Origin of the sequence: Spiroplasma eriocheiris (assembly GCF_001029265.1) — a bacterium.
Taxonomy (GTDB): domain Bacteria; phylum Bacillota_I; class Bacilli_A; order Mycoplasmatales; family Mycoplasmataceae; genus Spiroplasma; species Spiroplasma eriocheiris.
Map to the genome: position 1 here is coordinate 642,786 of NZ_CP011856.1, position 15,979 is coordinate 658,764.

Consider the following 15,979-nt stretch of genomic DNA (forward strand, 5'->3'; position numbering starts at 1 on the left):
TATATAATTAAAAGAAATAGATGTTAGAGAGGGTAACCGTATGATTAGACCAGCCACCATTGCCGACCGTCAGGAAATTATTAATCTTATTACCGATTCTTGAACACATATTGACCACCAAGACTATAAAATTAAAGAACTTGAGTTAATTAAGGATTATTTTTTACACCAAAATTTTGATGAAGTGCTAGAACAGCAACAATGTTATTTAATTATTATTGAAAATAAATTATTAGCATTTGGTGCTTATGATAAAATAACCAATCAAATTACGCATTTATATGTTCATCACCAGTATTTAAATTGACATTTTGCCAAGAAATTATTAGCCTTACTTGAACAAGCAGCTTTCGCGGCTGGATTTTTCGAAATTAGTGTGAATGCTTATTTAACAAGTGTTGCTTTTTTTCAAAATAACAATTATCATGCCATTAAACGCCATTATTATGAATGAAATAATCGCAAAATTATTACTTTTTTTATGAAAAAGTATTTTTAATTATATGATACAATTAATAAATAAATTAAATAGAAGAACATATATAATGTCTAAAATATTTTATTATTTTAGGCATTTTTTATTTAATTTATAAAATTTAATAAAAAATTATAGTTTTCAAAAAAGAAAGGTTCATAAGATGAAAATATCAGTTAACCTGAAAAAATTTGAAAAACTAGAAGAAGATTTTTTCTCTTTTTTAATTCAAGCTTTAATTGGATTAGGAAAAGAATATGTGGAAACAACAATTGATTTTGAAGCTGTTGAGGATGGAGACATCAACCAAAGAGGTTTATATCAACAATTAGCATCAATACAAAATGATGCAGATTTTTTAAAGAATATTACTAAATATATTTTTTTAAATTTACCCCAAAAAATTGAGGCACAATTAGCAGAAATATCACCTGAAAAACGACAAGAATATATTGATAGATTATGCCGAGAGATTATTAATGATTGAGTACAAGATGAAAATATTTCTCTTCATCAACGCCGAAATTTATTAAAGCAATATCGTCATATTAATGATAATGAGATTAAAGATATCCTTGACCAAGTAGCCAATTTTTGAGATTCGGCCCCATTTTTAAATATTGATGAATATGAAATTGATAATTTATTTAATAAAATTAAAAATTACTACCATCCCGAAATTGCACCACTATTTTTAAATAAAGATGGTTTATTTGACAACTTTTTACAAGAAGAATGAGAATTTTTTAGAAAACAAATTAGTATTAATAATTTTCATTATGCAAATGATCAGGATAAAAATGCTGTTCAGTTATTATATAAAAAATTAAATGGGTTATTAGATGAAAAGCAATTAACAGAGCAGGATAAACTTGATCTTGCCTATATTGAAAATTTAGCAAAAGAAGATGAACCTGTGTGATATTTTATGCAACAAGATTTAGCCATTACCCATGGTGAAAATCTTGGGGTAATTGATTCTAAAATTGATACCCGTCTTTCAGCAACTACTACAACTTCAACAGTTAAGGGTGGGGCAAATTTTTCAATCCCGCTTCCTATTCCGGGTAGTTCAAAGTCAGCGGTGGAAGCATCTTATGCTGGTGCTCGTGAAAAAAAATGACAAACTGAAAATAAACAAATGACCACAACCAATTATACTCAAACTACAAATAGTGCAACTAATATAAAACAAAAAATCTTAATTCCCCAAAATGTTATTCGAGATTGGTTATGAGAATTTAAAAAAACAAGAATGAGTTCGCCCCCAGGGGATAGTTTTGACAATACTTTAACAATTGAATTAGTAAAAACATTTCTAATTATTGACCTCTTAAAATTGTTAGAGAATAGTGATGATAAAGCACAAGATCCTGTTTTTCGTGAAATTTATATGGAAATTCCAACTCTTGTTTTAAAAGTTGTTATTGAACCAGCCATTGAAAAAATTACTTATTGCTATAAAAATTCTAATATTAGTAAAAATGATTTTGAAAGTTTGTTAGAAACCTTTGATGCTATTATTAAAAAATGTCAACATAACATTTATAAAAAATTCTATTGTGATCATCCAGCTTTAAAATTTTTTAAAACTTTTCGAAATGATGGTTTCTTTACTAAAATAGATTTACTATCAGAAAGTCTCGCTAATTACAATATTCAAGAAATTGCGATTAAAAAGAAATATCTGTTTAATATTTTGAAGTCACTTAAGACTTCTGAACAAGACAAAACCTCAAAAGCAGAAATTGAATCAATTTTGGCAAGAATTCAAGAGCTTAACTTTTTCCGGGAAGTTTTAACAAAACCAGTTGTACCTCATCCATTAAAAATCTTAAAAATTCCTTCACGATTAAGGACTTATTCTTTAACATCAACTGATAACCGTCCTGATCAAGATGAATTTGATGGTCATAAAAAAGCAACTGACCAAAGGCTAGCAACAATTCAAGAAGAAATTGAAATTGCTGAAGAAGCTCGTGAGGAAAGTTTTAATGAACTAGAAGAAAATTTAACAAGATCATAAAAATGTAACACTTACTGTTTTATCATGAACTGCTAGATTAGGATTAAGATAAAGTTTATTTATCAAAATATATAATCTAATTACTAAACTTTTAAGTTTTCTCACTCTTAATTAATGGTGATTCAGTTATAATTATGGTAAAATAAAGACCAATAAATAAGGAGGAACTACAATGTCAACAAAAGTATTAGTAATTTATGGAACGGTTAGTTCAGATGAAAAATCATATTCAAAAGAATTGGCACATCGTTTTGTTAAACATTATCAAGAATTAAATCCAAATGATGAAATTATTCATTTAGATTTAAATAAAACACCAATGGCTTTAAAAACATTAACAGTTGATAATTTTGCAACTTATTTTAATGAAGAAGATTCTGATGTGTATATTAACCAATTAAAAGAAGTTAATAAAGTTATTATGGCTTGTCCAATGAATAACTTTAATGTTTCAGGGTTAGTGAAAAACTACTTAGACCATGTCTTAGTTGCTAATAAAACTTTTTCATATAAATATTCAAAAAAAGGGGATGCAATTGGACTATTACCCCATTTATCAGTCCAAATTTTAACAACCCAAGGAGCACCATTTGGATGATACCCCTGAGGTAATCATACCGAATATTTAAAAGGAACTTGAGAATTTGTCGGAGCCAAAGTAAATGAACCAATTTTAGTGGCTGGCACAAAAGTTGCTCCAACTAGTTCCTTAACTCCCCAAGAATTAATTGATCAATATGATGAGCAAATTAAAAAAGTAGTTAAAACATTTTAAACAGATAAGTAATTATCTGTTTTTTTATAAGTTAAGTAGTTAACTTATTAAAACAATGATTTTAATATTTATTTTGTTTAAAATTATTAATTGTTTTTTTCAAGAAGTTTAAGAAAATAAAGATATAAAATTAAAATTGAGTGTAAATAACACCGAAGTTAAAATTAATAATTTTATGAAGGTGTTTTTTAATTTTATAAAATATTTTGAAAGGAAGAATTTAAATGACTATAGAAGAATTAAATATTATTTTAAGCCCACTATTAAAGGAAGTAAAAGTGTATAAAATGGAATTAATGAATATTGAATTATTTCAAAAAAATATTCTTAATGCAATAGAATTATTTAACTTAGACCTTGAAATCTTTTTACTTAATACATCATCTTTTTATAAAAATGATAAGAAAATTAAAGAACTAGTAATAAAATTAAAAGAATTAATTAAACTAAAACAAGATTATGAAAAATTAATAATTTCGCAATTTAAGAAAAATAGAAATAAAAATATTCAAACAAAATTTAATAAACTATCAGAGCAATTACAAATTCATTTGCATAATAAAACAACACATTCTCCTGAATTTACAAAGACATTTTTTTATAAATTATATTTTGATGAATGTGAACCTTTACTTAAAAAAATCCAAGCAATTAAAGTTATTAATTTATATAAAGATTTTATTTTCAAATTTATCTACGAAGATTTTCTAAAGCAAGAGAAAGACCGGGCAAACAAAAAAATTATTGAATTAATAGATGTTGAAACATGATGTAAGCAAAAATTATCTAAATGAAATGAAAAATGAGTTACTAATCAAAATGCTGACCCTTTTGATCTTCAAAATTATATAACTGAAATTAATGAAATTAAAATTAAAAAAAATTTTATATATAAAGAAATTGAATTATATTCAGAAATTAGACGGTTATACCAAGAAAGTAAACAGAATGATAATAATAAATCATATGATCAAACAATTGCAAGATAAAATCTACTAATTTATTTTTTAAAAAATAATTAATTAATAAAAAACTCAAATTAAAAAAAGGAGATAAAATAAATAATTACTTATCTTTTTTAATAATTTAATTAGTTAGTTAAGACAATAATTTTTTAATGTTTATTTTGTTTAAAATTATTAATTGTTTTTTTAATTATTTTTGTGAAAATAAAGATATAAAATTAAAAATTGAGTGTAAATAACACCGGATTTAAAACTATTAGTTTTATTGGTGTTTTTTAATTTTATATACATTATAAAGGGGAAAATACTACAAAATCCTCTACTTAATGATGAGTAATAATATCAAATAATTTAATGGATACCTTACCATTAATTACTTTAAAAAAAATGAAAAACTTAAATAAATTATTTTTATTTTAAATTTGAAAGGAATTAAAACTATGTTAGAAAATAATAATAAAATAGTAGGCCTAAAAATAAGATATCAAAAAATATTGAGCTCAATTAATGAGGATATTCAAATTTTTTTATCTAAAATTTCAAGAATAATATCAGATGAAAATAACGATCCGTTAGTTTTAAAGATTAAAGAGTTAATAGAAAAAAATAAATTTTCCAATTCACAAGTTAATGGAAAACCTAAGTTAAATAAAAAAGCAGTAATTAAAATTAATAATTTAATTAAAAATTTAGTTATGGTTTTGGATGATTTAAAATTATGAAAAAAAGAAAGATCTTTTTTATCTTTTTTAATTAAAAGTGAAAAAATAATTTTCTTAAATCAGCATAATAAATATATTGATGAAATTAATAAATTAATTACCAGAATTAATAAATTAAGAAACAATGATGAAAACAATGACCAATTAAAGCAATTACCATATGATGTTAATACTAAACAAATAGAAAGTTTAATGTTCAATATTGTTAAATTAAATTCCGATATAGGAAAAGAACTAAATGATATTGATATCATTAGTAATTTAGAGTTTAAATTACTTGATGAAAATTTTAAAATAGCCATTGAAGAACGGTTAAGACTAATTGATCAATATTATTCTAAAATAAAAAATGAACTAATCAAGAATATGAAGGTTAATAAAGAAGAAACTAATATCGATAAAACTAAAAATTCATCCAATAATAATCTTCTTTTTAATATTTTGTATGAAAAAAGTAACTTTAATCAAAAAATAGAATCATATTTTAATAGAGAGAGATATAAAAATTGATATAATGATAACCAAGGTTTTTTTTCTAAATATTTCCTAAATTGTGAAAATGATAAATTAATTAGAACAATGTTAGAAGAATGAAATATTTTTTATCAAAAATATCCTAATATTGCAATTAAAGATCTTCAAAATATATACCTTGGAAATATAAATAAAATGAAGGAATCACAATTAAAAAAAATAAATAATTTATATAATATTCTTTTAGATAAGGTTCCTGATAACATTATTTCAAAATTTCTTGATGAAAAGGATGATACTGGTTTTGGATATGCTTGAATGATTTTAACAAAAAAAGAGGAAATTAAATTCTCTATTGCGACACTTATAAATTTGATTGAAGAAAATTATTCAAACATAATTAACTATATAAATTTTACTCATTTACTACCAAAAGATAATTCTTATAGTCTTGTTAATAAGAATATAGAACAAAATAGTATAACAAGTGAATTGAAAGAACTAACTGTCGAAAAAATTACAGCAATTAATGATAAAATATCTCGTGCGGGAAATTGCCATTTTAATTTATACCATCAACATCTGCAAGAATTACTTTTTGATTTAGATGAAATGATTAAAAACGATTCTAATTTTTCTAAAACTTATGTTTCATTGAAAGAACAATCCTCGGCAGTTAATTCAATTGCATTAAGAAAAAAATTAAACATTGATAAAAATCTGAGTGTTCAAGAACAATTAAATTTATTAAAACAAATAGAACTTGAACAAAAAGCTGATGAGCAAAGATAAAAAAAGTTAGTATTTATTTTGACTACTGACCACCATCCGCATAAAAAAAATCTTGCATTATAAAAAAAATATAGTATAATTTTATTTATAAATAAAAATAATTAAAACTTTTACTAACATATTTTTTATTAAAATAAGGAGGAATAACTATGAGAGAAAGAACAGAGCAAGCGAGGAGTCTTAAGTTTCGAGTAAAATTTAGTGCTAGTTTTGGGAAAATCGGAAATAAGACTTTAAACGGAATTGAATGGTTAGGAAATAAACTACCAAAACCATTTTATTTATTTATCTATTTAACTTTAATTATTATGGTTCTCGCGATGATCTTGCATTTTGTATTTCCGGAAGGAATTACAATTTACAATATTTATGTCCGTGAAAATCAACAAGTTGAAAAAGTTTATCAGTTAAAGTTTTTCAATTTATTTAGTGGAGAAGGGATTATCTGATGACTTACTAATTTCATTACTAATTTTACCGGGTTAGTTACTATTGGAGTGGTCTTAATTACGACCTTATGTATTACCGTGGCGGAAAAATCCGGGTTTATTGATGTGTCGTTGCGAAAAATGGCCTCACGAGTGCCAAAAGTTTTATTAACGCCAGTTTGTATTTTAATTGGTTGTATTTCTTCGGTTGCTAGTGATGCTGGTTATTTAATTTTAATTCCCTTGGCTGGGGTATTATATTATAAAGCTAACCGTCATCCGCTTGTCGGAATTGTAGCCATGTTTGCGGGAGTATCCGCAGGGTTTGCTGGTAACCTAATTCCAGCTTCAAGTGAATTCTTATTAACTTCTTCCACAAATTCATTTTTTAACAAAGAAGTGATGAATGCTTTATCAAATTGATACTTTACAATGTTATTAATACCGATTTATACTTTAGTGGGATGATTTGTAACCGATAAAATTGTTGAAAAAAGAATTATTAATCGTTATGCCCACATGGCAACAATTGATGAATTTGAAATTAATGGGGTTCAGCAAGAACGGTTCAAGTTAACAAAAGAAGAACGTCGCGGAATGTGGTTTGTACTCGGGTTTACATTAATTTATTTAGCAATTACTTTAATAATGATGTTCGTTCCTTACGCTCCGTTTAATGCTCCGTTCAATCCTGAATTTAGTGCCGCACTAAATGCGAAAGCGCCAGGCCTAGCTAACCAGTATAGCATTTTGCCCCATTTAGTATTAGTGATTGCATTTCTATTTTTAGGAATTGGGTTAGCATATGGTTATGCAGCAAAAACTTTTAAAACTAAAGATGACTTTACGGAAACCTTAACTTTTGGTTTAAAACGATCAGCTAGTACCTTAGTAATCTTTTTGGTAATGTCACAGTTTATTGCGACCCTAAGTAAAACAAAGTTAGATATGGCGGGGGCTTACTACTTAGGACAAGGGATTCAAGGAATTAATCCAACCTTAACAATTTTTATCTTTGTGGTCTTAATTGCTTTCATTAATTTATTTATGGGTTCATTAAGTGCTAAGTGATTTGTATTAGGTCCTATCTTTGCGATTGCGTTAGAACAAGCAGGAATTCATCCCGCCGCAACAGTGATGGCTTACCGGGTTGGGGATAGTGCTACTAATATTATTTCCCCAATTATGACCTATTTCCCATTAGTTTTAATGTATGGTCAAAACTGAATTAAAAAAGAACACCATGCTGATTTCAAAATTGGTTCCTTGATGTCATTGATGGTTCCTTATTCATTCTTTTTCTTCCTTAGTTCAACCGCAATTTTCTTAATTTGGTTTGCGTTAGGAATTCCAGTGGGAGTTAATGGTCCAATCTACATTGAACAATCAGCTTTTGCAGCAACGATTGTCAAAGTTGGCGCCAGTGAATGAGTTAACATGAATCCAAAAGCATTATGACAAGTACGGGGATTACAAATTAATAATCATTTTTCCTACAATTTAAATTAAAATATTAGACTAATTAAGGAAGGAATAGATTCCTTCTTTTTTTAGTTTTTAAAAAAGTTTAGAAAACTTAAAAATTTATTATATGATAATCATATAATAATAAGCTAAGGAAAAAATATCTTTTTAAGGAGATTTAATGAAAACTTTAAAAAATTTTTATTGAAATGCTTTTCAGCGACCACTGGCCTTATCAGGCGCGGCGTTGGGAACAGCAACAATGGGTAATGCGTGAGGAATGTTTAAGCAAACCACCACTGGGTTTTCTTTTAGTTGTGACTGGTTAAAATATCTTACCATTAGTTTTGCTATTTTAATTGTTGGATTAATTTTAGTACGCTATATCTTTACGCCAAAAATTTTAGGCAAAGAATTACAAGACCCAACATTAAATAATTTTATTCCGACAATTTTTATGACTTGTTTTGTAATTAGTGGTTTTCTTGGGGATCACGGTTTACGAATGGTCCAGTTAATTATTTGATTAGTAGGAGTGATTTGCCATTTAATTTATATTGGCTTTTTTGTTGTTTTTCAAATTTACCATTTTAAGTGAGAAAATTATATTGCTTCGTGGTTTGTACCACCGATTGGAATTGTAGTTGCCTGTGTAATGTCAAAAAATGTCGGGGTAAATATTAGTGTTAATTTTGCAGAAGGGATGCACCAATTATCACAATTTTGTTGATATTTAGGTTTAGCATTTTACATTATAATGCTACCGCTAATGATATATAAATATAGTTTTACTAGTCATTTAGAACATCAGAAAATTGCGGCGTATGGCATTATGGCAGCGCCACCCAATCTCTTACTAGCTGGTTACTTTTCTACTTTTAGTACCCAAGAAATTGCTGATAAACATAACTTAATAATTTACTTTTTAGCTCCGCTGGGCATCTTTTTTACTTGTTGTGTTTATATATCAATGTTCAAAACTTTCCGTACCAAATTTATGCCGTTATTTGCTTGTTATACCTTTCCCTTAGCAATTGGGATGGTCGCCATGGTTAAATTTAGTACTTGGTTAATTACTAATTTTCCTAGTCTATTTGACTTAGCAGTGATTATTAAAACGTATGCTTTAGTAACTACGATTATGGGAACTTTGGTTATTTTATTTGTTGATAGTGGGCTTATTATTTATAGTATTTATCATGTTTACTATAAACATTCAAATAAAATAATTAATTCCAAATTTATTAAATATTTTATTTAAAGAGAAATATCATTTTTTATCCTTGATTATTCAAGGGTTGTTAGCTATATTAATCATTTACAATTAATGATAAAATTATAGTACGCATTTTTTAAAAGTAGGGGAGAAAAAATTAATGCAAAAACCGAAGAAGGGATATATTTGGGATCCATCCGAAGATATTACCAACAATGATTTTTCTGGACCCAAGAATAAATTAATTAAATTACCAATCAAAGAAAAGCCAGCCCCCATTATTGAAAAGAAATATAAAAGAACCGTGAAACTAAATTATATGGGGCTGTCACCAAAGGCAAAGAAAATTCTTATACTTACCCCAACAACTGTGGTGTTAGCAGCCGGGGTCGGCGTTGGAATTTATTTTGCCGTGCCAAAACCCAATCCGTTTAATTTAAGTAGTTTAAATCTAACGGTATTAAATAACCAATATTCAATTCATGATCAAAATTTAAATGATAAATTAACCGTTGGAATTAGTAATTTACTTGATCACCAACGCAGTGGTTTTAAAATTAATGAAGATTACACAATTAACATTTTTCAAAATAAGAAAATTAATCCACTTCATTATTATACTGATTCAGGTAAAATGGATAGTATCAGTTTTAATGTTGATATTAAAGCAACTGGCCATAATAATTTATTAATTGGAGAAAAGCAGGGACTAATTCAAATTAGTAATGATTATGTGAAAGTTGACTTAGCAACAATGAAATTAGACCAGTTAGATATTTTTTCAACGGATGATAATGGGGAAAAATTAAAGACAACTATTTTAGCAAAGGTTCATAATTATAATATCCGTATTGACCAGTCAGAATTGGATTTTAGTTTTGATAAACCATTAGCTGATAATCAACCATTAGTTGCGGGCAAATTAGCGGTTACCATTGCTGCACGTCCTGATGCCAAAACAGTTAAAAATAAAGTTACTTATCAATTGCTAATTAGGAACAATGATCACCGCGTTGATTTAGCAACAATTGTTCTGCCAGAAATTACTAATTTAACAACTAATAACACAGTTGAACAATTATACACCACAATTAAGCAAACCATTGTCCGGGAAAATCCTAATATTAACATTAAGGAATTAATTGCTAAAATTGACAGTATTTCTGACCCCGCGTTACCAACAGATTTATTGCATGCTGGTGATTACCGGGTAAAAGTTAGTGCGATTGCAAATGCCCAAACAGTTGTTAATAGCAATATTTTCTGAGCAAAAGTGGCTAGTCAAGTGCGACCTGACCATAAATTTGATTTAACAACTTTAAAGTTAGATTCACTAGTTAAAACATATATTAGTGATAATATGGTAAAAGATGTTGCAAATGATGTTAATGATTTATTATTAAAACAAACCAACTTATCAAATATTCAACCAGGAATTAATTATAATATCATTATTACTGATTCACTAGTTCCGGACCAACCATTATCCGCCCAGCAACTATTAAATAGTACAAGTAAACAATATCTTATTAAAGTTATCGCCGTAGCTAATGACCCTTTTTTAAGCCATAGTAAATCTGAAACAATTATTATTCAAAGTAGTAGTGAGGTTATTGCTGGTAAAATGAATAAATTACTACCCAATGGTCAAACAATTACTAGTACTTTTGACTTAACACTTAATTTTATTCAAAACCCGGATGGCAGTTATCACGCAGTTAATGATTTAAAACAATTTGTAATTAATAATATTTTAGAAAATGCTGGTTTTTCCTGGCGACAATTTGAATTATTACAACGGAAAAGTGACCTCCAAATTAAAGTAACAATTCCGAACGAAAGACTGGAGTTAGGAAAAATCTTTACTTCGGAAAATGTTTTTCAAGTGAAGGTGAGTGTTTCTTATCGACAAGAAAATAATCAAGATTTAGTGGAAAAATCCCAGAATTTAACTTTCCAAGGGAAAAATGGTGATCAACCATTATTGTTTGCCATCACTGAACAAAGCTTAAATTTTTTGAAAAATAAACCATGAATTTATCAAAAAGAATTTAAAAGTGACCAAACAATTGCCAATATTAATCAACAAATTCTCTCTGATTTTAATCAACAAATTGCTGATACTTTAGGGGTTAATTTTGATGTTACCAAGATAATATTTAATCTTACAACAAGCTTGACAACAACCAGTGCTATTCAACCGGGAAGCAATTTGGCGATTACAATTAATATTCAAATTAAAAACCAGTCGGGTAGTCAAACCAAAACAATTTCATTTGATGGTAACCTTAATTTTATTTAATAAAATTCTTGTTTAAAACAAGGATTTTTTTCTATTTTAAGGAAATTTTTTTATAAATATAATTTTTATTAATAATTTGATAATTTTTGGAATATTTGTGCTAATATAAAAGTAAAGTAATAAATATTTTTAGTTTTTGTAAAATAAAACAAAAATTTTATTATTTTATAGAGAGGACAATTTTATGAAGCTGTTAGAGTGCAACCGTGAATTGCGCAAAGAGCTCCATGAATGTCGACGATATCATGATTATCATGGTGAAGATTGGTTATTTATGACCGTTGCGGATGGGGATTTTAAATTAACTCCTGCTATTCGCGAAGCATTAATTAATAAGGTTGATGCTGGGAATTTAGTTTATTCTTATTTTGATGAACAATTATACCAAGCAATTAAAAATTGATATTTAAAAAGGTATAACTTGGAATTAAAATTAGAGGAGATTATTCACGGGAACGGGGTAATGCATTTAATGCAAGTAGGAATTGAAACTTTTTCCGCTCCTGGTGATGGAGTTATTATCCAAACCCCGGTGTATGAACCATTCTTAGAAGTAATTGAGCATAAAAAGCGAAAAGTAATTATGAATAAATTAATTTATAATAGCAAAGCGCAACATTATGAAATAGATTTTAAAGACTTAGAGGAAAAGTTAAAAGATCCTGTCAATAAAATTTTGATTTTATGTAGTCCTCATAATCCAGTGGGCCGAGTTTGAACGGAAACAGAATTACAAAACATCTACCAATTAGTAAAAAAATATAATAAAATCATTATAAGTGATGAAATATGACAAGATATTGTCTACCAACCATATCATCATCATCCAATGTTTAGCATGGAAAAAGATAGTAATTCCGATGTTCCAATTATTACTTTAAGTTCACAAGGCAAAACATATAATTTAGGAGGCTTGCAATACGGCTATGCTATTATTAAAGACCCAGAAATCAGAATTAAATTTGCTGAGATGTTACAAGCACAGATTCACTATGCTAGTAATAATGTCTTGACATCAATAGCTGTTTGTAGCGGCTATAATGATCCGGAAGCTTATGAATGGTATCAAGAATACCTAAGCGCATTATGAACTAACTATCAATATATTAAAAATGAATTAGAAAAACATACTAAGATTAAAGTAATAAATAGTGAAGGAACATATTTAGTTTGGTTAGATTTATCTTTTTATTGTCAAGATGATAAAGATGTTACCAAGTATTTAAACCAAGCGCGGATATTGGCTAACGAAGGGATTGATTATGGACAGGAATATTGTCAATTTGTCCGAATTAATTATGCGACACATTTTATTCACATTAAAAGTTGTGTTGAAAGATTAGTCCGAGTATTTTCATCATCAGAAGGAGAGATGAAGTAATGAAAGTTATTGTATTAGGTGGTAGTGCTGCGGGAATGGGGTTTGCCGCTAAATTACGTCGAAATGACCCCCAAGCTGAGATTGTTGTTTATCAAAAAAGTAGTTATCCATCATTTGGAGCCTGTGGAATTCCCTATTTTATTAGTGACCAATTCCAAGACCCTAACCAAATGATTGCGCGAACTGTTGAAAAATTTCAAGAACAGAATATTAATGTTAAATTAAACATGATGGCAACAAAAGTAGATTTTAACAAAAAAATGGTAACCATTCGTGATTTATCAACAAATAAAGAATTCAGTGATCAGTACGATAAATTATTTATTGCGACTGGTGCTCGTCCCCGTACCATTAAAAATATTGATCCAAAAATTACCAATGTTTATAATTGTTCAACCAAAGAAGATGCGATTGCCATTAAAAAGGCTGCCCAGACGGCAAAAAATGTCGTAATTGTTGGCGCTGGTTTTATTGGAATGGAACTAACTGAAACTTTTTATCATTTACAGAAAAAAACCACAATCGTGGAAAGCAGTGATTTATTAATCCATTATGCTTTTGATAAGGAAGTATCAGCTTTATTAGAACAAGAATTAGCGGATAAAAAAATTGATTTATATAAACAAAGCAAAGTAACCACTGTTGTGGGGGATGAAAATAACCAGGTGGCAAGTGTAACACTAGATAATGGGACAGTGATTCCTTGTGATTTACTAATCATTACCATTGGTTTTCAACCAAATACCGACTTTTTAGATGAAAATGCAATTACCTTACAACCAGTTACTAAGGCAATTGTGATTGATGAACATTGTCAAACTAGTGTGCCTGATGTTTACAGTGGGGGGGACTGTGCTACTGTGTACCATTTGGTAGCACAACGCAATGAGTATATCCCGTTAGCTACTAATGCGAATAAATTAGCCAAAGTCGCTGCTAATGTCGTGAGTGGTATCCCCGATCGTTTTCCTGGCGCATTAGGAACAAGTATTATTCAAGTAATTGATAAAGAAGCCGCTGCCACTGGGGTTAGTGAACACTTAGCCGCCAATTTGGGATTAGATTATGCCAGTGTAACAGTTAGTGATTTTGACCATACTAATTATGTTCATAACCAACAACCACTATTTATTAAGTTAATCTATGAAAAAACTAGCAAAAAATTGTTAGGAGCACAAATGTGTGGATCAAATAAAGCAGTTTTAAGAATTGACGCGTTAGCCGCCATTATTTGAAAAGAAGGAACTGTTTATGATCTACAACAATTAGATTTAGCTTATGCTCCTCCCTTTGCACGAGCAGTTGATATTATTCACATTGCCAGTGCTAGAGTTAAACGTTAAGAGAGGAAGATCACCATGCAGGTTAACTTTTTAGCCGAAGATAAAATTAACCCGCTGCACGAGTTTGTTTCAATCTCAACTTGACAATCATTAGTAGCCATTCTAATTTTTGTCGGATTAGTAGCTGGGTTATGGTATTTAATTCGGAAAACTAAAATTAGATTTGTTTATCGAATCTTAATTGGGCTGGGAGTCGGATTAGTCTTTGGAATTGTAATCCAAGCGATTAATAGTTTCCCATATGATAATACTAATTCTTCAAACTCAATGATTAATCCTGTTGATAAGGATAAAAACCCGAACCCAATTTATGTGTTATGGGTCCAAGAATTATCAATTTGAGTTGATATGATTAAAAAAATCTTTATGAATGCGATTTTAATGCTAACAGTTCCCGTTGTCTTTTTAGCAATTGTGCGAACTGTTTCAAAACAAAGTGCCAGCAAAAAATCAGGGCAAGCAGCCTTTATTACCGTTGTTATTTTATTAGTAAATGTCGCCGTTGCCTTTTTAATTACCTTCTTTATTGGAATGGCAATTAAAATTGGAAATGGCTTTACGGTCGAAGGTTCGGGAACCCGGAGCGGGGAAGCAGTGAAACCAATCCCCCAAATTATTTGGGATTATGTTCCATCTAACTTTGTTGACACCTTTACCAAAACAGCAATCATTCCCGTGATGGTAATTGCCACTTTAATTGGTTATGCTGTTAAAAAATTATCAAAACGTCATGCTGAAGACATGGACAAAGTTCGCGCGGGTTTTGAAAGATGATGAACTATTTGTATGTCAATGTTAATGGTTGTTGTTAAAATTATGCCATATGCGGTTATGGCGATGATTACCAATGCGATTATTACGAGACCAATTGGATATTTAGCAAAAATTGGAATTGTAATTGGGGTTGCATACTTATGTTTAGTGGTAGCGTTATGTTGACATTCGTTATCATTATTCTGCTTTGGTATCAATCCAGCCAAATGATGACGCTTTGCCATCCGCCCGGTTATCCAAGGTTTTACAACCCAATCTTCAAATGCAACATTACCTTTAACAATGGAAACATTACGTGACCAAATTAAAGTTAAAGAAGATTTAGTTGGAATTGCGGCTCCATTATCAACCTCAATGGGATTAACGGCCTGTGCGGGGGTCCAATCGGGAATTATCATTTCCTTTATTATGTCATCCGGGGTGGTGCCCTTTGATGCAACTAATTTCTTTATGGCGTTAATTGTTACTATTATTGCGTCCTTAGGAATTGCCGGAGTCCCGGGAACGGCCGCGGTTGTTACTGCCGGAGTACTCGGGGGAATCGGATATGGTGCATTATATGAACCAGTTTATAGTATTATTGGGGTCTTAGATGGGTTGTTTGACATGGGTCGGACAGCTGTCAATGTCTCAGGGGGAGTCCAAGCGACAACAATTGCGGCCAAACTAACTGGCCAACTAGAAACGAATGATTTGTTACTCGTCAAAAGACGGAAAAAAAATCAAGTCGTTGAGCAACAAGAAATACCCCCTAGTGAACCTGATACGGAATTATAATTTTTCGGATGTATACATTGAAATAAGATAATGTCACATTATCTTATTTTATTTAAGAGGAGCGG

At 29.1% G+C, this 15,979-nt stretch carries 11 protein-coding genes; all 11 read left to right on the forward strand.

The annotated features are described in order from the left end of the window. Nucleotides 1-40 precede the first annotated feature (40 nt). The 11 genes from SERIO_RS02925 (at nt 41) to SERIO_RS02975 (ending at nt 15,914) form a co-directional block, all read left to right on the forward strand. Nucleotides 41-499, forward strand: a complete 459-nt coding sequence (locus tag SERIO_RS02925) for a GNAT family N-acetyltransferase (RefSeq protein WP_047791404.1) — start codon at nt 41-43, stop codon at nt 497-499. A 139-nt stretch (nt 500-638) separates the two neighbouring features. Continuing rightward, a complete protein-coding gene (locus tag SERIO_RS02930; protein WP_047791405.1) occupies nt 639-2,501 on the forward strand; it encodes a hypothetical protein in 1,863 nt (620 codons plus the stop codon). A 172-nt stretch (nt 2,502-2,673) separates the two neighbouring features. After that, the gene (locus SERIO_RS02935; protein WP_047791406.1) at nt 2,674-3,276 is read left to right on the forward strand and encodes an FMN-dependent NADH-azoreductase; all 603 of its coding nucleotides are present in this window, start codon (nt 2,674-2,676) and stop codon (nt 3,274-3,276) included. Nucleotides 3,277-3,500: 224 nt separating this feature from the next. Beyond that, entirely contained in the window at nt 3,501-4,265 is a 765-nt protein-coding gene (locus SERIO_RS02940; protein ID WP_047791407.1) for a hypothetical protein, read from the forward strand. A 416-nt stretch (nt 4,266-4,681) separates the two neighbouring features. Next, nucleotides 4,682-6,229, forward strand: coding sequence for a hypothetical protein (locus tag SERIO_RS02945; protein WP_047791408.1), 1,548 nt, complete (start codon nt 4,682-4,684; stop codon nt 6,227-6,229). Nucleotides 6,230-6,378: 149 nt separating this feature from the next. Next, the gene (locus SERIO_RS02950; RefSeq protein ID WP_047791409.1) at nt 6,379-8,166 is read left to right on the forward strand and encodes an AbgT family transporter; all 1,788 of its coding nucleotides are present in this window, start codon (nt 6,379-6,381) and stop codon (nt 8,164-8,166) included. A gap of 136 nt (nt 8,167-8,302) precedes the next feature. Then, nucleotides 8,303-9,382 carry a TDT family transporter gene (locus tag SERIO_RS02955; RefSeq protein ID WP_047791410.1) on the forward strand — a complete coding sequence of 360 codons (1,080 nt, stop codon included), beginning with the start codon at nt 8,303-8,305 and terminating at the stop codon, nt 9,380-9,382. A gap of 115 nt (nt 9,383-9,497) precedes the next feature. Continuing rightward, nucleotides 9,498-11,639, forward strand: a complete 2,142-nt coding sequence (locus SERIO_RS02960; RefSeq protein WP_047791411.1) for a hypothetical protein — start codon at nt 9,498-9,500, stop codon at nt 11,637-11,639. A gap of 184 nt (nt 11,640-11,823) precedes the next feature. Continuing rightward, nucleotides 11,824-13,020 (forward strand): MalY/PatB family protein, encoded by a 1,197-nt coding sequence (locus tag SERIO_RS02965; protein WP_047791412.1) that lies wholly within the window; start codon nt 11,824-11,826, stop codon nt 13,018-13,020. Then, nucleotides 13,020-14,363: a CoA-disulfide reductase gene (locus SERIO_RS02970; protein WP_047791413.1), complete on the forward strand. Its 1,344-nt coding sequence runs from the start codon at nt 13,020-13,022 to the stop codon at nt 14,361-14,363. The genes SERIO_RS02965 and SERIO_RS02970 overlap by 1 nt, the downstream gene beginning before the upstream one ends. 15 nt (nt 14,364-14,378) lie before the next feature. Beyond that, complete coding sequence (locus tag SERIO_RS02975) at nt 14,379-15,914, forward strand: dicarboxylate/amino acid:cation symporter (RefSeq protein WP_047791414.1); 1,536 nt, start codon at nt 14,379-14,381, stop codon at nt 15,912-15,914. Nucleotides 15,915-15,979: the final 65 nt, after the last annotated feature.